General features: G+C 42.8%; 16 protein-coding genes and 2 pseudogenes. 10 read left to right on the top strand and 8 right to left on the bottom strand.

What is annotated here, in order from left to right; genetic code table 11:
• Window positions 1-78: 78 nt before the first annotated feature.
• The gene (locus tag H0S56_RS03245) at window positions 79-726 is read left to right on the top strand and encodes an HAD family hydrolase (RefSeq protein ID WP_195725647.1); all 648 of its coding nucleotides are present in this window, start codon (window positions 79-81) and stop codon (window positions 724-726) included.
• A 149-nt stretch (window positions 727-875) separates the two neighbouring features.
• Here H0S56_RS03245 and H0S56_RS03250 read toward each other — a convergent pair whose 3' ends face one another.
• Both H0S56_RS03250 and H0S56_RS03255 read right to left on the bottom strand, forming a co-directional pair.
• Complete coding sequence (locus tag H0S56_RS03250) at window positions 876-1,391, bottom strand: hypothetical protein (protein WP_085064643.1); 516 nt, start codon at window positions 1,389-1,391, stop codon at window positions 876-878.
• A 24-nt stretch (window positions 1,392-1,415) separates the two neighbouring features.
• Window positions 1,416-2,024: a DUF805 domain-containing protein gene (locus H0S56_RS03255; protein ID WP_085064644.1), complete on the bottom strand. Its 609-nt coding sequence runs from the start codon at window positions 2,022-2,024 to the stop codon at window positions 1,416-1,418.
• Window positions 2,025-2,506: 482 nt separating this feature from the next.
• On the opposite strand from H0S56_RS03255, the gene H0S56_RS03260 reads away from it, so the two are divergent.
• From H0S56_RS03260 to H0S56_RS03270, 3 genes are all read left to right on the top strand, one after another.
• Window positions 2,507-3,748 carry a carbohydrate porin gene (locus H0S56_RS03260; protein ID WP_195726044.1) on the top strand — a complete coding sequence of 414 codons (1,242 nt, stop codon included), beginning with the start codon at window positions 2,507-2,509 and terminating at the stop codon, window positions 3,746-3,748.
• 170 nt (window positions 3,749-3,918) lie between these two features.
• Window positions 3,919-6,321 carry a glucose/quinate/shikimate family membrane-bound PQQ-dependent dehydrogenase gene (locus tag H0S56_RS03265; protein WP_195725648.1) on the top strand — a complete coding sequence of 801 codons (2,403 nt, stop codon included), beginning with the start codon at window positions 3,919-3,921 and terminating at the stop codon, window positions 6,319-6,321.
• A gap of 392 nt (window positions 6,322-6,713) precedes the next feature.
• A complete protein-coding gene (locus H0S56_RS03270) occupies window positions 6,714-8,849 on the top strand; it encodes a TonB-dependent receptor (RefSeq protein WP_195725649.1) in 2,136 nt (711 codons plus the stop codon).
• A 109-nt stretch (window positions 8,850-8,958) separates the two neighbouring features.
• On the opposite strand, the pseudogene H0S56_RS14275 reads toward H0S56_RS03270, so the two are convergent.
• A pseudogene (locus H0S56_RS14275) lies at window positions 8,959-9,045 on the bottom strand (arsenical resistance protein ArsH); the annotation flags it as partial.
• On the opposite strand from H0S56_RS14275, the pseudogene H0S56_RS14280 reads away from it, so the two are divergent.
• Window positions 9,042-9,173 (top strand): annotated as a pseudogene (locus H0S56_RS14280) (arsenate reductase (glutaredoxin)); the annotation flags it as partial. The pseudogenes H0S56_RS14275 and H0S56_RS14280 overlap by 4 nt on opposite strands.
• A gap of 105 nt (window positions 9,174-9,278) precedes the next feature.
• Here the strand turns inward: H0S56_RS14280 and H0S56_RS03275 are convergent.
• The 4 genes from H0S56_RS03275 to H0S56_RS03280 all read right to left on the bottom strand — a co-directional run bounded on the left by H0S56_RS03275 (window position 9,279) and on the right by H0S56_RS03280 (window position 14,128).
• Window positions 9,279-10,562, bottom strand: a complete 1,284-nt coding sequence (locus tag H0S56_RS03275; protein WP_004645882.1) for a ribonucleotide-diphosphate reductase subunit beta — start codon at window positions 10,560-10,562, stop codon at window positions 9,279-9,281.
• Between the two features lie 141 nt (window positions 10,563-10,703).
• Complete coding sequence (locus tag H0S56_RS14400; protein WP_004645881.1) at window positions 10,704-10,832, bottom strand: hypothetical protein; 129 nt, start codon at window positions 10,830-10,832, stop codon at window positions 10,704-10,706.
• Window positions 10,833-10,892: 60 nt separating this feature from the next.
• Complete coding sequence (locus H0S56_RS14405) at window positions 10,893-11,018, bottom strand: hypothetical protein (RefSeq protein ID WP_004732081.1); 126 nt, start codon at window positions 11,016-11,018, stop codon at window positions 10,893-10,895.
• Between the two features lie 272 nt (window positions 11,019-11,290).
• Complete coding sequence (locus H0S56_RS03280) at window positions 11,291-14,128, bottom strand: ribonucleoside-diphosphate reductase subunit alpha (RefSeq protein WP_044111087.1); 2,838 nt, start codon at window positions 14,126-14,128, stop codon at window positions 11,291-11,293.
• A gap of 567 nt (window positions 14,129-14,695) precedes the next feature.
• On the opposite strand from H0S56_RS03280, the gene bfmR reads away from it, so the two are divergent.
• Window positions 14,696-15,412, top strand: coding sequence for a response regulator transcription factor BfmR (bfmR, locus tag H0S56_RS03285; protein WP_004280782.1), 717 nt, complete (start codon window positions 14,696-14,698; stop codon window positions 15,410-15,412).
• 42 nt (window positions 15,413-15,454) lie between these two features.
• Entirely contained in the window at window positions 15,455-17,125 is a 1,671-nt protein-coding gene (bfmS, locus tag H0S56_RS03290) for a sensor histidine kinase BfmS (protein WP_004732077.1), read from the top strand.
• 66 nt (window positions 17,126-17,191) lie between these two features.
• Here bfmS and H0S56_RS03295 read toward each other — a convergent pair whose 3' ends face one another.
• Window positions 17,192-17,548: a hypothetical protein gene (locus tag H0S56_RS03295; RefSeq protein WP_004645876.1), complete on the bottom strand. Its 357-nt coding sequence runs from the start codon at window positions 17,546-17,548 to the stop codon at window positions 17,192-17,194.
• Window positions 17,549-17,830: 282 nt separating this feature from the next.
• On the opposite strand from H0S56_RS03295, the gene H0S56_RS03300 reads away from it, so the two are divergent.
• The 3 genes from H0S56_RS03300 (at window position 17,831) to H0S56_RS03310 (ending at window position 20,459) form a co-directional block, all read left to right on the top strand.
• Window positions 17,831-18,859, top strand: coding sequence for an IS701 family transposase (locus H0S56_RS03300; protein ID WP_082190861.1), 1,029 nt, complete (start codon window positions 17,831-17,833; stop codon window positions 18,857-18,859).
• A gap of 367 nt (window positions 18,860-19,226) precedes the next feature.
• Window positions 19,227-19,772, top strand: a complete 546-nt coding sequence (gene ndhC, locus H0S56_RS03305) for an NADH-quinone oxidoreductase subunit A (protein ID WP_004280779.1) — start codon at window positions 19,227-19,229, stop codon at window positions 19,770-19,772.
• Window positions 19,773-19,778: 6 nt separating this feature from the next.
• Window positions 19,779-20,459 carry a NuoB/complex I 20 kDa subunit family protein gene (locus tag H0S56_RS03310; RefSeq protein ID WP_004280778.1) on the top strand — a complete coding sequence of 227 codons (681 nt, stop codon included), beginning with the start codon at window positions 19,779-19,781 and terminating at the stop codon, window positions 20,457-20,459.
• Window positions 20,460-20,498: the final 39 nt, after the last annotated feature.

A 20,498-nucleotide genomic window follows, 5' to 3' on the forward strand; every position in this document is an offset into this window, starting at 1 on the left:
AAAATTGCATTAGTATAGGCAAATTTGAATGAACTCTCGATATTAATTTATATCGGTACTAATGAGAGGGGATGGGCGGTGATTAAGAATATTTTAATTGATCTGGATGGGACATTAACCGATCCGAAAGTGGGGATTACGACGTCTGCACGCTATGGTCTGGAAAAGATCGGTCATCCGATTAGTGACGAGATCAATATCGACTGGATTATTGGTCCGCCCTTAAAAGCCTCGCTTGCCAAAATTTTAAATGTTGAGGCCGATCATGTTCTGGCTGAACAGGCCTTGATGGGTTATCGGGAGCGCTTTGCAGTCAAGGGTCTCTATGAAAATCATGTTTTTGAGGGTGTAGCAGAAACGCTGGCAGAACTGAAACGCCGTGGTTATCGCTTGTTTGTCGCTACAGCAAAACCGACAGTGTATGCCAAACAGATTCTGGAACATTTTGATCTGGCCCAGTATTTTACCGACATTTATGGTAGTGAGCTGAATGGCGAGCGAACCAATAAAGCTGAGCTGATTCAGTATATTTTAGAGCAGCAAAAATTACAGGCCGATCAATGCCTGATGGTGGGTGACCGTGAGCATGACATTTTTGGTGCCCGTCACAATGGTATTGATACTATTGCGGTAAGTTATGGTTATGGCAGTCAGGAAGAATTAGCACTGGCACAACCTAAATATAAAATAGACCGCTTTAATCAGTTGCTAGATTATTTTAAATAAATCCTAATTTTTGCTTATTTTATTTGAGCTGATTTTGATAAATGTTTTTGTTTATAAACTGGTTCATCTATACAGATCAACTCTCTTATTAGATTGTTATCTCGATAAAAATCCCGCAGCATGCGGGATTTTTGCTCTTACAAGAACATTTAAAGCGTCAAAAACCAGGTCGATGCCAACACCACCATAATGATAATCACCAGTAAAATATTGATGATCGTCATTCGATGTTGGGGTGGAACTCTGGCTTTGGTCAGTGCATTTCCTGCATGGTCAAACAGGATGACATTTTGCACGCTACTTTCATAACCGAGTTCGAGTAATGCGCGTTTTTCAACTTCGGTTAAGCCGTCTTCAGGCAGATCCATGATTTGCAGCAACGCTATAGGGCTAAATAGTTTCTTCATCATCGATGAGGGTAACAGCTGTTTCAGCGTCACTGAGGCTGCATCAAAGTCGGCAATAATGCTCCGCGGATGGGCATAAGGTACATTCGGTAGCAGGGTATGCGTAATCGTGCCGTCTATATTCATCAGCTGCATTTTATCTTTATAGATTTGCACCCATACAGCATCTGGAAATTTCACTAATTGATCTTGCAGCATGGAGAAAGTCTGATTTTGCTGATATTTAATCATTAAATAATCGATAAACAAATCCCGCATCAAGACGGGATTTGTAAGGTTCGGTTATTTGGCAGGAGCACCATATTCATTGTTTTGTTGCTTGGTTTCAGTTGCCCACCACCAGATCAGTACCAGTATACCAATCACGGTAAGCGTCAGTAATTGCCACCAACCAGAGCGTCCTACATCATGCAAGCGACGCGCGCCAACGGCCAGACTTGGGACTAGAAGTACCAGATTAAGCAGGCTATTTACCAGTGGTTTAGTGCCTAAAACTGTATCAATTACCTCAGCAATAATGCCTAAAATTACACAGAACAGCATAAAGAACCAAAATTCTTTACGGCGTGCGCGGCCGGAAAAGTTTGCATAGTTGGTCAGACATTTTACAAACCAGTCAATGCTGCTGTAATTTTCCTCGGCCTGATCCAGATTTGAATATTTGCCGAGCTGAGTGGAAATTTTTTCTCCCAGATAAATAGAACTACCTAAGGCCAGATAAACTTCAGAGGCTTCACCCGCGACATTTACGATAAAATCGACCCGATCACCGCGTGAAGGTGGACGCTCACTACGCCAGTCTGCGCCATTAAAGCTATAGCGCTGATTATCATCCCCCGAGATAAAACCGGTATTGTGTTGAATAGAAAAATCAAGGATTGAACCTTTCATGCTTGCTCTCGTCTATTAAGCCAGATTATTGTTTTAAAGCGACGCAATTTCTTATCAGAATAACTTTAGCATAATCTAATTTTTAAAAAATCATAGTGGAATGACAGTAATTTTCTCATGTTTTTAAAAGCCTTATCGCAATAGTGATTCAGTATTCAATCAACAAAAAATGTAGCGTTGCATGATTTGCAATGAAGAAAATTAAATAGTAATGGAGCTGATTTATCTCTGAATCTTTTATAAGAAATTAAAGCTAAATCTATCTGATGAATATCAAATTTTTCTTTGGAGCTATGGTTTGGTGTTATTAAATTTAATATGATGATAAACAAATACTTATAATATTTAAATTTACAAAAAGTATATAATAATACTAATAAATACAACATTTTATTCATACTTTTTATCTATTAGTAATGATTTTTTAAAATCAACAGGCGTATAATAAAAAGCTTCATATTGTGATGAAGGTATCACATTCAATGTATCTCTCCCCATTATCGAAGGCCGTTTACCTTTGCTGTGCCTCTTTCATCTTAACCACGACCACTGTGCATGCTGAAGCTGCTTTCAGTTCGGAAAGCCCGTGGATGCTCGGTGACTGGAACGGGCAACGTACAGCACTCCAAAATCAGGGCTATGATTTCAGTTTTGGTTATACGGGTGAAATGGCAAGCCTGATTGATGCGCAAAGATCTTCAAGCCATAGAACTGAATATGCGGACCAGTTTGTTTTTGGGGCACATCTGGATCTGGCAAAGATTGCAGGTTGGCAAGATACCGAAGCGCAAATTACTGTCACCCAGCGTAATGGTCAGTCACTGTCTCAAAGCACTGCTGCTTTAAACGACCATCTGAGTTCAGTGCAAGAGGTCTGGGGCCGTGGTCAAACCTGGCGTCTGACTGATTTATGGATCAAGAAAAAATTCCTGGAACAAAAACTGGATGTGAAAGTCGGACGCTTTGGTGAAGGCGAAGACTTCAACAGTTTTGACTGCGATTTCCAGAATCTGGCCCTATGCGGTTCACAAGTCGGGAATTGGGTTGGCGATCAGTGGTACAACTGGCCGGTAAGCCAATGGGCTGCACGAGTCAAATACAACATTAACCCTGAATTTTATGCCCAGGTCGGGGTTTATGAGTACAACCCTGAGAATCTGGAACGTGGTAAAGGGTTTAATCTGAGTACGGATGGTTCTAAAGGGGCAATGCTTCCTGCAGAAGTGGTTTGGACGCCTAAACTGGGTGAACAGAAACTACCGGGTGAATATCGTGCCGGTTATTACTACAGTACAGCGGATGCTGAAGTCATTTCCAATCCAGATCAAACAGATCACCACCACGGTGGCTGGATCGTTGCCAAGCAACAATTGACTGCACATGACGGAGATACTTCGCGTGGTTTGACCGGCTTTATAAATGCGACAGTGCATGACTCCAAAACCAATACCGTCAGCGATATGCAAAATATTGGACTGGTTTATAAGGGTGCAATGGATTCACGCCCTCAAGATGAAATCGCATTTGGTATTGCACGCATCAACATGAATGACGATGTCAGTGCTGACCATCATCAAGAAATCGATGCAGAAATTTATTATGGCTTACATGCCACCAACTGGCTCACTATTCGCCCGAATGTGCAATATGTGCGTCACGTCGGTGCGGACAAAGACGGTGAAAATGTATGGGTGGGCGGAATCAAGTTTAATACGTCATTTTAAAACATAGTTTTTAGTTGCAAATACACTATTGAATCTCTAGGTACTTTGTTGCAGTAATGGGCAATGCCTGCTTAAGACATTGATGTATTTATAACTCAGAATTTAACAATAAGGGTGCTCATGCCTGTCATGTGCATGGACTTTCAAAAAAACTTTTATAGGTGTTCAATATGAATACTTCATCATCAGGTTCGGTACTGAAAACGATTTTAGCGGTCATTGCCGCTGTTTTCGGTATAGGACTGCTGATTGGAGGGATTTATCTTGCAGTGCTGGGTGGGTCTTGGTACTACATCATTGCAGGTATTCTCTTTATTGCGACCGCAGTTCTCTTGTATAAACGAAAAAGTGCTGCACTCCTTGTTTATGCCATATTCGTTTTGGCGACAGTGGTGTGGGGGCTGTGGGAAGTCGGTTCAGATTTCTTTGCACTTGCGCCGCGTTTAGATATTTTAGGGCTGTTTGGTCTGGCCCTGCTGATTCCGGCGGTAACACGCGGTTTTGATCAAAGCAAAGGTGCGAAAATTGCCCTGGGTGGTTCACTGGCCATTACCATCGCTGTCATGATTTATGCTGTATTTAATGACCCGCAAGAAATTCGCGGTGAATTAAAATCCCAGCAGCCTGCAACTCACCAGCCAATTCCCGGTGTGGCAGATGAAGACTGGCCGGCTTATGGCCGTACCCAGTCCGGTTTGCGTTATTCACCCTTAAAGCAGATTAATACTGAAAATGTCAAAGATTTGCAGGTGGCTTGGGAATATCACACGGGCGAATTCAAGACTGAAAATGACTCGGGTGAAACCACCAATCAGGTTACCCCAATTAAGGTGGGTGACAACATGTACATCTGTACCACTCACCAGAAATTGACTGCGCTTGATCCGGCAACCGGTAAGGCGAAATGGACCTATGATCCAAAGTTGAAAGCTGATCATACCTATCAGCATTTAACCTGCCGTGGTGTATCTTATTATGATGTCAACAATACGGCTGGTTTTGAAAGCAGTCTTGCTGCTAAGAAAACCACATCGGCTGAATGTCCGCAAAAAGTCATTTTACCGGTCAATGATGGGCGTCTGGTTGCGGTAAATGCAACCACCGGTAAAGTCTGCTCTGACTTTGGTAAAAATGGCGAAGTTGATCTGCAAAAAGATATGCCATTCCCATATCCAGGCGGTTATATTCCAACCTCACCGCCTGTAGTAACCGGCACTACGATCATTATTGCGGGTTCAACTACAGATAACTATTCAACTGAAGAACCATCGGGTGTGATCCGTGGTTATGATGTCAATACCGGTGAACTGCTTTGGGTATTTGACACAGGCGCTGAAGATCCGAATTTGATTCCTGCACCGGGTCAAAAATTTGTACATAACTCTCCAAATGCTTGGGCACCTTTGGCCTATGATGCAGAGCTGGATATCGTCTACGTACCAACGGGTGTCGGTACCCCGGATATTTACGGTGGTCACCGGACTGAACTGGACGAGCGTTATGCCAACTCGATGCTGGCCTTGAATGCAACGACCGGTAAGCTGGTATGGAACTTCCAGACTACCCATCATGATTTGTGGGATATGGACGTACCTTCACAGCCGACATTGACCGAGATTAAAGATAAAAATGGCAATATGGTTCCAGCCATTTATGTCTTGACCAAAACCGGGAATGCTTTTGTGCTGGATCGCCGTAATGGTAAAGCGATTGTGCCGATTACCGAGAAACCGGTACCACAATCTGTGAAACGTGGACCCCAAACCAAAGGTGAGTTCTATTCTAAAACTCAACCGTTCTCTGATTTTAATCTGGCGCCACAAGATAAATTGACCGATAAACAGATGTGGGGTGCGACCATGTTTGACCAGTTGGTCTGCCGTGTTGCATTCCATAAACTGAATTACGATGGCATTTATACACCACCTTCTGAAAATGGGACACTGGTCTTCCCGGGCAATTTGGGTGTGTTTGAATGGGGTGGTATGTCGGTGAATCCGGACCGTCAAATTGCATTAACCAACCCGATTGGCCTGCCATTTGTATCAAAACTGATTCCTCAAGATCCGAACCGTCCTAAGACGGCTAAAGGTGCAGGTACAGAAGCCGGCGTTCAACCGATGTATGGTGTGCCTTATGGCGTTGAAATCAGTGCGTTCCTGTCTCCATTCGGTCTACCATGTAAACAGCCATCATGGGGCTTTGTTGCAGGTGTGGACTTAAATACTCATGAAGTGGCATGGAAACGCCGCATCGGTACCATTCGTGACAGTATGCCGGGCATTCCATTGCCGCCATTCAAAATGGGTGTGCCGATGTTGGGTGGTCCTATTTCAACTGCGGGCAACGTGATGTTTGTGGGCGGAACTCAAGATAACTATATCCGTGCCATTAACGTGAACAACGGTGATGAATTGTGGAAAGGCCGTCTTCCTGCAGGTGGTCAGGCTACGCCAATGACTTATGAAGCCAATGGCAAGCAGTATGTGGTCATTATGGCGGGTGGTCATGGTTCCTTTGGCACCAAAATGGGTGACTCTCTGGTGGCTTATGCCTTGCCAGACAATAAATAGTTAAACTTTTAAATCAGTATGAAGGAGCCTGATTCGTCAGGCTTTTTTATACGCTATTGTTGAATGCCTACATCGAGTTTTAAGGACACAGAGAAATGATGTTGATTTGTTGCTGAAAGCTCAATTTCATTCAGATCGCATTAAAATAATATGCTTTGTATATGGCTGATTTTAAGCGAAATTCAGATAAAGGATTAATTAAGTCTAAATTTATCGAACACAGAATTTTTAAGCTCAAAATATTCCTATTCATTGAGCGAACTATATGTCATCGAATTAGCATACTTATTTGGTATCGATGCTTAAAACAAAATGAGTTGAATCATGAGATGTACGCCATCTCGATAAGGTATTTGCCGCATTAAACCACTTTCAAATAAGGCCTGTCATTTATGTACCAAAGCCCGAAATTTCCATTCGTGAGATCGACCTTGTCCTGCCTGATTGCTTGCGCAGGTCAGAACATTTATGCAGAAAATGATACACAAGAAGTCCAAAGGTTAGACACGATTGTCATTCAAGCGACCCGTACAGATCGGGAGCGATTGACCACACCGGCGTCAGTGTATTATCTGAATCAAGAACAAGATAACAGCATGAATGTGAATCTTTCGGAAACATTAAAAGGCGTTCCGGGATTACAGTTAAACAATCGTGAAAACTATGCCCAAGACCTACAAATTTCGATGCGAGGCTTTGGGGCACGTTCCAGTTTTGGTGTGCGTGGTGTGCGTTTATATGTAGATGGAATCCCTGCAACAATGCCGGATGGACAGGGGCAAACCTCGAATATTGACTTGAATAGTCTGGACCATATTGAAGTATTGGGTGGTGGATTTTCATCACTGTATGGCAACTCTTCCGGGGGGGCGATTTTAACCACCACGCGAGAGGGGCAAGGTGCTGACTCGATTGAGCTGGGGCATACTGCAGGGAGTCAGAACAAAGGGCAGACCAAGCTGGTTTTACAAGGCGGTTCAGAGAATGCCGATGAACCAGCTTATATCATCAGCTCATCTTATTTCGATACCGATGGTTTTCGTGACCACAGCAGTGCACATAAAGTTCTAAATAATGCCAAGCTGACCTGGGATCTGGAAGATGGTTCTAAAATCAACTGGATAAATAACTATGTCAAAATTGAAGCAGATGATCCAGGTGGTTTAACTCGTCCACAATGGGAAGCCAATCCGAAGCAAGTAGTTGGTAATGTCACCAAATACAATGCTCGTAAAGAAATTGAGCAGGTGCAAACTGGCTTAACATGGAATAAGCCGATCAATGATCAGCATGAACTATACGCTATGGCATATGCTGGACAGCGTTCTGTAACGCAATATCAATCAACGCCAAATACCTCACAAGTTGGTGCAAATCATGCAGGTGGTGTCATTGATTTTGATCGTAATTTCTACGGCATAGACTTTCGCTGGACAGGCAAAGAAGTCTTACCAAACTTAAAACTCATTGCTGGTGTAGCGATTGACGGTATGACTGAAGAACGTTATGGCTATGAAAACTTTATCGGTGATACGCAATTTGGTGTAAAAGGTAAACTACGCCGTGATGAAGACAACACCTTATGGAATTTAGACCCTTATTTTCAAGCATCTTATGCCGTCACTGATACTATAAATGTTGATGCGGGCTTACGTTACAGCAATGTACATTTTAAATCTAAAGATCATTATATTGTTGAAGCCGATGAGGAAAAAGATAGAAATGGTGATAACTCAGGAAAAACTGATTATCAAAAATTATTACCATCGCTTGCTTTAAGTTGGCAAATTGTTCCTCAACTTATGGCATATACAAGCTATGCCCAAGGTTTTGAAACACCAACCTTTACTGAAATGGCATATCCTGCGGTTGAGAGTTCTACACCTTTTAACTTAAAAGCATCAGAAAGCGAAACCTATGAAATTGGTTTGAAATCAGATAACACATTAGGACAATTTACCGCAGCCGTATTCTATACATTGACGGAAGATGACATCGTGCCTTTAAAAAATTATTACGGTAAATCGACGTTCCGTAATGCTGATCAGACTTTAAGACAGGGTGTAGAGTTATCTTGGAATAAAAATCTATGGCGTGACCTAACAGCTCAAGCAAGTTATAGCTACTTAGATGCAACTTTTGATAAAGACACTGCAAATGTTGAAGGCCCGACACCTATTCAAGAAGGTAATTATATTCCCGGTATTGCCAAGAATCAGGCATTCTTAAGCTTGGGTTGGAAACCTGAACAGGGTTTGCGTGCGGGTATGGATATTCGTTATAGCGACAAAATCTATGTCGATGATAAAAACTCAGATGCTGCGCCAAGCTACACGGTTGCTGGCGCCAATGTGGGTTATCACTGGAAAATGCAGGATTGGGCAGTGAATACTTTTGCGCGTGTCGATAACCTGTTTGATAAAGATTATTCTGGTTCGGTGATTGTCAATGAAAGCAATAACCGTTTCTTTGAGCCGGCAGAAGGGCGGAACTGGAGCGCTGGTTTGAGTGTGACAAAAGAATTTTAATTCAGATGATTTAGGGCTGTTAAATTTTCAAAAAACAAAATCCCGCTTCCTGAGTGGGATTTTTTAATATTTAAGTTTTGAAAAGTTGATCAGAGGATTTGAGATAAAACTAGATCTTTTGCTGATTCACCCGTTTCGATAATTCCTCGGCACTTTCCACCCGTTCAGAATATCGATTGTTGAGATCAGCAGACTGAACTTGGTGTGAGATTGTGTCGACCATCAGAAGTTGTTTTAGATATTCTTTCTGCTCCGCAGCGCGCAGCTTTTAGCATGGAAAATGAGGAAATGATTATTGATGAAGCAGGGAATCGGTTGAAATAAATTTCAGAATTTCAGCAGATCAATCAGATCATAAAAAAGCCACCGCAGGGGTGGCTTTTTATTTAAAGTTAAAATGACAGATGTCGTGTCATTTTAAGCTAAACCTTACCAGCTTAACGCACCGCCAGTTTGGTAATCTGTTACGCGCGTCTCGAAGAAATTCTTCTCTTTACGCAAGTCCATCATTTCTGACATCCACTGGAACGGGTTGTTCACACCAGCGAACTGTTCAGGCAAGCCTAACTGCGCCAGACGACGGTTGGCAATGAACTTCAGGTATTCTTCCATCATGCCAGCATTCATGCCAAGTACACCGCGTGGCATGGTGTCACGTGCATATTCGATTTCCAGCATGGTACCTTCAAGAATCATCTGGATGATTTCTTCCTGGAATTCAGTGGTCCATAAACCTGGGTTTTCGATCTTGATCTGGTTGATCATATCGATACCGAAGTTCAGGTGCATTGACTCGTCACGCAGGATGTACTGGAATTGCTCGGCAACACCATTCATCTTGTTACGACGGCCCATAGACAGAATCTGGCTGAAACCGCAGTAGAAGAAGATACCTTCAAGTACACAGTAGAACGCGATCAGGTTGCGAAGCAGGATCTGGTCATTTTCAGGTGTGCCGGTTTTGAACGTAGGATCACTTAAAGACTGAGTATATTTCAGGCCCCACGCAGCTTTACGTGCAACTGACGGTACTTCACGGTACATGTTGAAGACTTCGCCTTCATCCATACCTAGCGACTCGATACAGTACTGGTAAGCGTGTGTGTGAATCGCTTCTTCAAACGCTTGACGCAAGATGTACTGACGGCATTCAGGGTTGGTAATATGACGGTAAATCGCCAGTACCAGATTGTTTGCAACCAGTGAATCGGCAGTCGAGAAGAAACCAAGTGAACGCATCACAATGGTACGTTCATCTTCAGTCAAGCCATTTTCAGACTTCCACAACGCAATGTCGTGGTTCATGTTCACTTCTTGTGGCATCCAGTGGTTTGCACATCCGTCCAGATACTTCTGCCAAGCCCATTCGTATTTGAATGGAACAAGCTGGTTCAAGTCTGCACGACAGTTGATCATCGCCTTGTCATCAACCTGAACGCGTTGCGCACCCATTTCAAGCTCTTCCAGACCCGGTGCAACATCAAGCTGCTCTAGGGAAGCAGATGCTCTTGCCAGCGAATCGGTTGGATTTGATCCTCGGTTTTGAGTGGCTCTAAGGGGTTGTGCAGCTGCCACATCCGGCGATGCGTTGCCTGCATCAGATACCATCTGTGAATTAGTCGCTTTTTGCGGCTCGACGGGCGCAGGCTGCTGTTCAGGTGCAGCCGGTTTTTGCGAATCATCTTCGAAATCGTCCCAACTTAGGATAGACATATCAATTCTCTCTACGTTGCTTTATATCTTTTATGAGACATTCAGCTTGGCTGAGATGTCTTACTATACGCTTAATTTGTGTAAGCAAAATTAAGTTTTGTCGATGAATGCTCTAGTTTTATACAGGAGCAATGATCCCCACTACTTATTTTGCTTACGCTGCTGGCGAACTTTGAACCAGAAATAAGCAATCGGTAAATAAAAGGTAATACCAAAGGAAATCAGCAATGCCGCAAGTCCTAACATGTAGTTATGAGTCATATGTGGCATTTAGGTTTCCTTTTACTTTTAGTTTGTGAATCCTAGCCGAAACTAGGATTCACGTTTAAATCATTTTTTAGATGATTTACTAGGCTTGATTGTTTCAGTAACTGTAGTTTTAGGATGCTTTTTTGCATAGCCTTCAGTTACGAAACGACCAGTTCCTGCATCACGAGAAACTTTTTTCGTAGCCATAGAGATAATCTCCATTACAAATTCAAGATGACTCTTACTGGCTCGTTTCTCGAATCGATGATACAATCCGTTCACGCATTTTGTGATGCCAGCCTCGTTGTGACCATCTTGGTATCACTTCGAGATTGAAAGCCTTCTAGTTAGTTTTGACGGACGCTAGAGGGCTTTTTTATTGCCTGAATTTCGTAATCCCCCTAAGTCCCCCTTTGAAAAGGGGGATTTTCTCCCTCCTTTATTAAAGGAGGGTCGGGGAGGATTTAAAACCTGTCAGATTATTGACAAGCTTCACAATCAGGATTGTCAATTGAACATGCCATTGGCACTGGAGCCGCTTGTGCAAAACCTTCTTCCTCTGCAGGAGCTTCAGGTTTTTGCGCTTCAACGACAGGAGCTGCTGCTACAACAGGCGCCGCAACTGTTGCAGGTTTAACTGCGTTCAATGCGCCAGTGTTAATGGTTGATTTCTCGGCAGACGTCGCACCCAATGCACGAAGGTAATAAGTTGTCTTAAGACCACGTAACCAAGCCATCTTGTAAGTGATGTCCAGTTTCTTACCGTTTGCACCAGCGATGTAAAGGTTAAGAGACTGTGCTTGGTCGATCCATTTTTGACGACGTGATGCAGCATCCACGATCCAGCGTGTATCAACTTCAAATGCAGTCGCGAAAATGGCTTTAAGCTCTTCAGGAATACGGGAAATCTTCTGAACAGAACCTTCGAAGTGTTTCAGGTCGTTGACCATCACCGCATCCCAAAGACCACGTTCTTTCAACGCACGTACCAGGTACGGGTTGATCACAGTGAATTCACCAGACAAGTTAGATTTCACATATAAGTTCTGGAATGTAGGCTCAATAGATTGAGACACGCCACAAATGTTTGAAATCGTAGCAGTTGGAGCAATCGCCATCACATTCGAGTTACGCATACCGTCTTTTTGAACTTTGGCACGTAAAGTATCCCAGTCCAGACGTTGAGTGCGGTCGACTTCGAACATGCGTTCTGGACGAGTTTTCGCAACCAGATCAAGCGAGTCGATTGGCAGGATACCTTGATCCCACAATGAACCTTTGAATGTTTCGTATGTACCACGTTCAACAGCCAAATCGCTAGATGTTGAAATCGCGTAGTACGAAATCACTTCCATCGATTCATCAGCAAACTCAACCGCAGCATCAGAACCATAAGCCAGGTTCATCTCATACAGTGCATCCTGGAAGCCCATGATACCCATACCAACCGGACGGTGTTTCAGGTTCGAGTTACGTGCTTGCGGAACAGCGTAGTAGTTGATGTCAATCACGTTATCGAGCATACGAACGGCTGTTTTAACCGTACGTGCCAGTTTTTCGCGATCAAGAACACCACCTTGAACATGTTGTACCAGGTTAATCGAACCCAGGTTACATACCGCGATTTCTTCTTTGCTGGTGTTCAAAGTAATTTCTGTACACAGGTTAGAAGAATGAACTACACCTACGTGTTGCTGTGGTGAGCGCAGGTTACATACGTCTTTGAATGTGATCCACGGATGCCCTGTTTCAAATAGCATAGACAGCATTTTGCGCCACAAATCTTTTGCACGGATTTTCTTGTGCAACATGTTTGTTTCTTTGGCAATCGCTTCGTAGTGTGCATAACGCTCAGCGAATGCAGCACCAGTCAAATCATGCAGATCAGGCGTTTCAGAAGGGGTGAATAAAGTCCATTCTGCATCTTCGAATACACGTTGCATGAACAGGTCAGGAACCCAGTTCGCAGTGTTCATGTCATGGGTACGACGACGGTCATCACCGGTGTTCTTACGCAGTTCAAGAAATTCTTCGATGTCCAGGTGCCAGGTTTCTAAGTATGCACAAACTGCACCTTTACGCTTACCACCTTGGTTAACCGCAACAGCAGTATCGTTCGCTACTTTCAGGAACGGAACTACACCTTGCGACTTACCGTTAGTTCCTTTGATGTAGGAGTTCAAGGCACGAACTGGTGTCCAGTCGTTACCTAAACCACCTGCCCATTTAGACAGCATTGCGTTATCACGCATCGCGCCATAAATGTCATACAGATCATCATCAATGGTTGTTAAGTAGCAGCTAGACAACTGTGGACGTAACGTACCTGAGTTAAACAGGGTAGGCGTCGAAGCCATGTAATCGAAGCTCGATAATAAGTTATAGAACTCGATTGCACGGTCTTCACGGTTTTCTTCATTGAGCGACAAGCCCATAGAAACACGCATAAAGAACAATTGCGGAAGTTCGAAACGCACACCATCTGAATGGATGAAGTAACGGTCAAATAAGGTTTGCAGACCCAGGTAAGTAAACTGGTTAGAACGTTCCGGTTGAATCGCAGCAGCCAGTTTCGCCAGGTCAAAGTTCAACAATTCTGGAGAAAGCAGCTCAAGCTCAATCCCTTTTTTCAGGTAAGTTTCCAGCGCATCGCCTTCAACTGTATCTACAGGTAGACCCAGGAATTTCAAACCAGTCGCAACCAGGTCATCACGCAATAAACGTGCAGTCACATACGTATAGTTAGGCTCTTGCTCAATACGGGTACGGGTCGCCATCATCATCGTGGTCGAGATGTCAGACTCTTTTACGCCGTTGTACAAGTTTTTCACAGTCTCATCGACAATGGCTTGTACATCAATCCCTTCAAGGCCTTCTGCTGCTTTAGTAACATGCGCAGTTAAAGCACTTAAATCTAGTGGCTTGAGTTTGCCTTCAGCATCGGTAATTTGCAGGGTCGGGTGATGATGAGCACCTAACTGTTTACGTGCTTCAGAACGTTGTTCACGGTAAATGACATAAGAGCGTGCAACTTTCTGTTCGCCCGTACGCATTAGCGCAAGTTCAACTTGGTCTTGAATTTCTTCAATATGAATCGTTCCGCCAGAAGGTAAACGACGTTTAAAGGTATTTAATACCATTTCCGTCAGTTGCTCGATACGATCATGGATCCGGCTCGAGTCAGCGCTTTGTTGGCCTTCAACCGCCAAAAACGCTTTACCAATTGCGACAGAAATTTTTTCTGCATCAAAAGCGGCAACATCACCGGTGCGTTTAATCACCTGAAGTTGACCAGGAGTTGAAGTGATTACGCTCATGTTAGCATAGCTCCGTTGTCATCTATTTTTATGTTTATGGACCGTTTGAACTGGGCAAAATTCATGCCACAGTGTTTGAGGAATAAACACAAGACCTAGTGGTTTTAAAATTAATTGAACACAAGATACGGGAAAATTTAGGGTAGATCAATATTGACATTTAGCTAAATATTTTTCTTAAGTTGTGCTTTAATCCTTGTAAAAATATCGCTATTTTTATTGATTTTTGTATAAGCCTTATCAGGCAAGGCATAGCATAACAAAGTCCAAAGAAAGTGCTTATAGATAACACTGTGGATAACTAAAAAGTGCTGAATCAAGCAGTCATATTTTGTCCATGTAATAGTTGTGTAAATCGCAAATCAGATCTAAGCCGCTGTTTCAAGCATAATTGTCCAAAAAATGCACGATAAAATATTACAAAATGCTATCTTGATGTATCAGTTTGGTGAACGCTATCTTGTTTACAATGTAAACGTGTGTATATTGCAAGCATATTAAAAACGTATCTATTGGATTTCAAAAGGATACGCCTATAGCGTAGATCCACCAAATAAGGGGCAATACATGAGCCAAGAAGAAAAGTTACCCAAGATTTTAATTGTTGAAGATGACGAGCGTCTTGCTCGTTTAACGCAAGAATACCTCATCCGTAACGGACTTGAGGTGGGGGTAGAGCCGGATGGTAACCGTGCCATTCGTCGGATTATTGCCGAGCAGCCAGATATGGTGGTGCTGGATGTGATGTTACCAGGTGCTGATGGCTTGACCATTTGCCGTGAAGTGCGTCCACATTATCATCAGCCGATTTTGATGTTGACTGCGCGTACTGAAGATATGGATCAGGTTTTAGGTCTGGAAATGGGTGCAGATGACTATGTCGCTAAGCCTGTTCAACCGCGTGTATTGCTGGCACGTATTCGTGCATTATTGCGCCGTACTGATAAGGTACCTGAAGATGAAGTGGCACAGCGCATCGAATTTGATGATCTGGTCATCGACAACGGCGGTCGTTCAGTGACCTTAAATGGCGATCTGGTTGATTTTACCAGCGCAGAATATGATCTGTTATGGTTGCTTGCATCGAATGCTGGCCGTATTCTCTCTCGCGAAGATATTTTCGAGCGTTTACGTGGTATCGAATATGATGGTCAAGACCGTTCAATCGATGTACGTATTTCTCGTATCCGTCCAAAAATCGGTGACGATCCAGAAAATCCGAAGCGTATTAAAACAGTACGTAGTAAAGGTTATCTTTTTGTTAAAGAGACCAATGGTCTTTAAGCAAATGTGGTTTGTTGCTTGAACAAGCAGGATAAATTATAGGTGTTTAAACACAGTATATTTTTGCGTATATACGCAGGACTCGTCATCCTTGTCGTCTTGGTGGCGGTGTTCGGCTATCTGTTGGTACAGATTATCAACTATCAGCGTGCGCAAGAATATCGCGAATCCCTGACTGATGGTATGGCATATATCATCAGTGAAGGGGTTGCACGCCAGCCAAATCTCCAGCAAAAAATGGATTGGGTTTCTGATGCCTCCGATTTGCTGGAATTGCCCATTCACTATGTAGAAGCCAGCAAGGTCGACATTACCCGTGCTGAAGGACGCCGTATTGCCGAACGTAAGGCGGTGGTGCGTTGGGACGCCGAATCAGGTATTGCCTATATTGTGGTTGGGCTGCGCGATGACCCGGGTCATTACCTTTATATTAAGGCCGACAGCATTACTGAGCGCCAGATGAAGGCCTTACCAGTCTTTATCCTGGACTATCTGGTCTACTATCCAGGTCAGGAAAAAGAATATCTGGCTCGTATTCAGGATTATTTTTCTTATCCGGTTTCTATCGAAAATGTCCAGAATTTACCTTTAGATTCCGAGCAGATCGGGCGCTTGCGTCTTGATCACAGTATTATCCTGTATCGGGATAGTGCCTCAATCCGTGGCACCACCATTTCAATTATTTCGCCAATTCCAGGTTCGACCTCACAAGTCTTGGTGATGGGACCGGTGCCATTGTTTAACTGGATGCCATTCCAGTTAGCGACTGGTATTACCTTATTGAGCCTGTTTGTGCTGAGTCTGGGGGTGTATGGTTTGCTGGTGCCAATGCAGCGCAAGTTGCGTGAAGTCAGCTATGCCTTAAACAAAATGAAAACCGGTAATATGTCATTGCGTCTTCCTGTAGAAGGAAGTGACGAAATGGCAACGCTGGCCTCTAGCTTTAACAATATGTCTGATCATATTCAGCGCCTGATTGAAGCCCAACGTGAATTGATGCGTGCGGTGTCGCATGAACTTCGTACACCAGTGGCGCGGATTCGTTTTGGTGTGGAAATGATGGCAGATGAAGATGATTACGATTATCGTCTGCAACAGGTCGAACAGATTGATAAAGATATTGAGGCGCTGAATACCCTGATTGACGAGATCATGACCTATGCCAAGCTAGAACAGGGCATGCCTTCGATCGAGTTTGAAAAGGTCAATCTGTTTGAAGTGCTGAATCAGGTAGCTCTGGAAACTGAAGCATTAAAAACCCAGAAAATCATTGAGCTACATTCAATGCCTGATGTGGTGGTTGAGGCAGAACGCCGTTATCTGCATCGCGTAATTCAGAATCTGGTCGGCAATGCGGTGCGTTATTGCGACAATAAGGTGCTGATCAGTGGTGGTCTGGATCAGGATGGTCAGGCCTATGTCTCTGTTGAAGATGATGGCCCGGGAATTCCGGAAGTGGATCGTGCCCGGGTCTTTGAAGCCTTTGCCCGGCTGGATGACAGCCGCACCCGTGCTTCGGGTGGTTATGGTTTGGGTTTATCCATTGTCAGCCGGATTGCGTACTGGTTTGGTGGTACGATTCAGGTGGATCAAAGTCCGACGCTGGGTGGCGCGCGTTTTACCATGACCTGGCCGGCACAGCGTTATGTCAAGAAGAGTAAGCGCAAGATGCTAGAAAAAAAGCCTGAGGAAGCGAGTGATCATTTAGCTTGATATTGTATAAATGATTTTAGTCATAAAAAACGATGCATCGGCATCGTTTTTTATTAGGAGCGATTTTTATTCCTGAATGGTCGCATCAGGTTCAATGAGTGATTTACCCTCTTTTAAGCTTTGTAGCGCTTCAGAGTTAAAGTCGATCACCAGTTTGGTATTTTTCGCATCGACGTTATAACGCTGAATCAGTTTTTGGTCGCCTGATAACGTTTCGACTTTATATTCGTCAGCGATATTCATAATGCCATCCAGATTGATGCTGGAAGAAGCATGGTCCTCTTGAAAAAGTGCATGGATGTCACGTAAGTCAAAAGCCGCCTGGCTTATGTTGGGGTTTTTCTGGATGTAATTTTCTATATGTCGAACCAGTAATTGAGCAAATAAAAAATAATTAGGTCGATGGGAGAAGCGTAGAGACATGCAAGGACTCCTTATTGTTACTTTATTAATGTCATGATGTGGTTTAGAAATAGAAATAACATATTCTGAATCAGCCTGTTGAGCATGTTGCAAAAAGACACAATTGCCAATCCAAGATTACCAAGTAGCTGCAGGGGGTAAAGCAACAGTTAAATATAAAAAATCACATTAAATATCAAGTTAAATCAATTGGTTTGAAAGAAAAAATAGTTGTTAAAATAATTTTTAGGACTTACGCATTGACGGATTCAAAAAAGTATTACAATAGTTTATAACGTATCTGTGATCAGACGAACTAAACATGCTTCTACAGCAACTTGTACATTACCCATTTATATGGGCTTTCTCATGACAGAACCGAACTCTATTAGCTGCACACAACTTGCCGAGACTTATAATATCTCGCATGATAGTGTAAATCGCTTTCTAGAGCGTGAAGACTACACACCTCACGACCTATATCAAGAAGCAATTCAACATATTGATAATAATAAGCTTATAGTCAGTATTGATGATACTGTTTTAGATAAACCATATAGTCAACATATGGACTTGGTTAGCTATTTTTGGTCAGGCAAACACCACCGATCCGTCAAGGGTATTAATCTCATTACCTTGTATGCGACAGATCAAAATGGTCAAAATATTCCAATTAATTTCCGAATTTATGACAAATCTGAAAGTAAAACCAAGAATGATTACTTTATGGATATGTTAAGTGAAGTACTTAGTTGGGGTGCAAAGATTCAATTTATTTCAGGTGATAGTTGGTATTCATCGACTGGAAATCTAAAAACCATAAGAAAACATGGTATTCGATTTATGTTTGGTATCGACTGTAACCGTAAGGTTTCCCCTGAAAAAGGACAATGGTTTCAACTGCGTTTATTGCCAAATTTCCATCAGGGTCAAGTGGTCTGGCTCAAAGATTTTGGCTTTGTACAATTATTTAAGACTCAGTTAAAAGAACAGCAGAGGTTTTATATTGTGTATCAAGATGAAGATGATTTATTATCCTTTGAGGGTTTTCATGAATTACATTCAAGTCATTGGAAAATAGAACAATATCACCGGGTGATTAAACAGGTTTGTCATATTGAAAAGTTTCAGGTAAGACGGTCTAAACTGATTTTGAATCATATTTTTTCAGCCTTGATGGCCTACGTTGAGATACAAAAGAACCAGTTTGAGCGGATCTTTGAAAATGTATATCGTTGGCAGAAGAAATTATTTAGACCAATTATCAAAAACTTCATTGATGACTTTATTCTCGATAAAAATCATCTGCTACCACAGAGAGTCTATAAATAACAGTGCGTAAGTCCTAATTTTTTATCCGATTTAACTTGGATTCAATAGTGAAAAAGACTATATCTAAATGGGTAGGCGAGAAAAGCAGCTCATCGATCAGCCTATTTTCTGGAAGTGCTCTTTATAGAAAAATTAATAGATAATTAAAATTTAATTTGGGAAAACGATTAAAACGAATTCTGAATGATTAAAGTCAAATTAAATGCTGAAATGTCTAAAAAATCATCCCAAAGACTAAGGCTTATAAACTAGCAAGTGAAATCCAAAATCAGGTACAATTGGCGGGATTAATTTTGTGTTTGGTGTATTTGAAGGCCAATACATACATTCTTTGTTAACAAATAGGCCTGCCAGGAGTTATCCCCGCATGAGTGCTATTACTCCATACGAATGGGCAATTATTGCCTTCGTGATCGGCGTTACATTTTTATGCGTCTTTATGCTGACTGTCCCATTACTCCTCGGGGGTAAATCATGGGGCCGTGCCAAGCAGGAGCAGTTTGAGTCAGGTGTAGTTAGCGCAGGTGGAGCTCGTATCCGCTTGTCTGCAAAGTTCTATTTAGTTGCAATTTTCTTTGTGGTGTTTGATTTAGAAGCACTTTATCTATATGCATGGGCAGTTTCTGTTCGTGAGGTAGGTTGGATTGGTTTTGCAACTGCAGCTATCTTTATCATAGTTTTACTTGTTGGTTTGATTTACGAATTATCGACAGGCGCACTCAATTGGGCACCTTCAGACAGACGTAAGGCAGCAGGAATTAAAGCTAAGATTGGTTCGCCAAATATGGATCTTGCAGAAATTACGCGCTTCAACTCGATTGAAGAATTGGTGATGGATCCAACGGGTCAAATCCCGGCTCAATCATCTGGTTTTGTGAAAAAGTCACAAACTCAATTATCTGATAAGGAGTAAGACGGGATGAAATATACATTAACCCGTGCGAATCCGAATGCTGACCAATATCCACTTCAGGAACGTATTGTTGTAGAAGATCCGTTGCTAGAAGAAGAAGTGAATAAAAATGTATTCATGACTCGCTTAGAGGATGTGGTACATACAGCAGTCAACTGGGGTCGTAAAAACTCAGTTTGGCCATTTAACTTTGGTACATCTTGCTGCTACGTAGAATATGCAACGACCTTGACCGGCGTGCATGACTTGTCACGTTTTGGTGCCGAGGTTATCCGTGCTTCACCGCGTCAGGCGGACTTAATGATTGTAGCGGGTACTTGCTTCGTAAAAATGGCGCCAGTAATTCAGCGTCTGTACGAACAGATGCTTGAACCAAAATGGGTCATTTCAATGGGTGCATGTGCCAACTCAGGTGGTATGTACGATATTTATTCAGTCGTACAAGGTGTGGATAAAATCATCCCGGTCGATGTGTATATTCCAGGTTGCCCACCACGTCCTGAAGCTTTGATTCAGGCATTGATGCTGTTGCAAGACCAGATTCAACTAGAGCGTCGTCCGCTTTCTGCGGTGATCGGTGATGATCTTAAGCCAGTGTATAAGCCAAAGATGATGCCGGAACGTGACCGTAAGAAAGACCAGCGTGTTGCTGTGAAGAACTTACGCTCTATGGATGAAATTAAATAATTTAAACGACAGGTTGTTTTGTTGTGCACCCGCTATGGG

Origin of the sequence: Acinetobacter lwoffii (genome assembly GCF_015602705.1) — a bacterium.
GTDB lineage: Bacteria > Pseudomonadota > Gammaproteobacteria > Pseudomonadales > Moraxellaceae > Acinetobacter > Acinetobacter lwoffii_E.

Excerpts from the sequence above, each read along its gene's own strand:
- ndhC (WP_004280779.1), top strand. The coding sequence starts at position 19,227 with ATGAGTGCTATTACTCCATACGAATGGGCAATTATTGCCTTCGTGATC.
- H0S56_RS03250 (WP_085064643.1), bottom strand. The coding sequence starts at position 1,391 with ATGCGGGATTTGTTTATCGATTATTTAATGATTAAATATCAGCAAAAT.
- H0S56_RS03270 (WP_195725649.1), top strand. The coding sequence starts at position 6,714 with ATGTACCAAAGCCCGAAATTTCCATTCGTGAGATCGACCTTGTCCTGC.
- H0S56_RS14405 (WP_004732081.1), bottom strand. The coding sequence starts at position 11,018 with ATGGCTACGAAAAAAGTTTCTCGTGATGCAGGAACTGGTCGTTTCGTA.
- H0S56_RS03310 (WP_004280778.1), top strand. The coding sequence starts at position 19,779 with ATGAAATATACATTAACCCGTGCGAATCCGAATGCTGACCAATATCCA.
- H0S56_RS03275 (WP_004645882.1), bottom strand. The coding sequence starts at position 10,562 with ATGTCTATCCTAAGTTGGGACGATTTCGAAGATGATTCGCAAAAACCG.
- bfmR (WP_004280782.1), top strand. The coding sequence starts at position 14,696 with ATGAGCCAAGAAGAAAAGTTACCCAAGATTTTAATTGTTGAAGATGAC.
- H0S56_RS14400 (WP_004645881.1), bottom strand. The coding sequence starts at position 10,832 with ATGCCACATATGACTCATAACTACATGTTAGGACTTGCGGCATTGCTG.
- H0S56_RS03280 (WP_044111087.1), bottom strand. The coding sequence starts at position 14,128 with ATGAGCGTAATCACTTCAACTCCTGGTCAACTTCAGGTGATTAAACGC.
- H0S56_RS03295 (WP_004645876.1), bottom strand. The coding sequence starts at position 17,548 with ATGTCTCTACGCTTCTCCCATCGACCTAATTATTTTTTATTTGCTCAA.
- H0S56_RS03260 (WP_195726044.1), top strand. The coding sequence starts at position 2,507 with ATGTATCTCTCCCCATTATCGAAGGCCGTTTACCTTTGCTGTGCCTCT.
- H0S56_RS03255 (WP_085064644.1), bottom strand. The coding sequence starts at position 2,024 with ATGAAAGGTTCAATCCTTGATTTTTCTATTCAACACAATACCGGTTTT.
- H0S56_RS03265 (WP_195725648.1), top strand. The coding sequence starts at position 3,919 with ATGAATACTTCATCATCAGGTTCGGTACTGAAAACGATTTTAGCGGTC.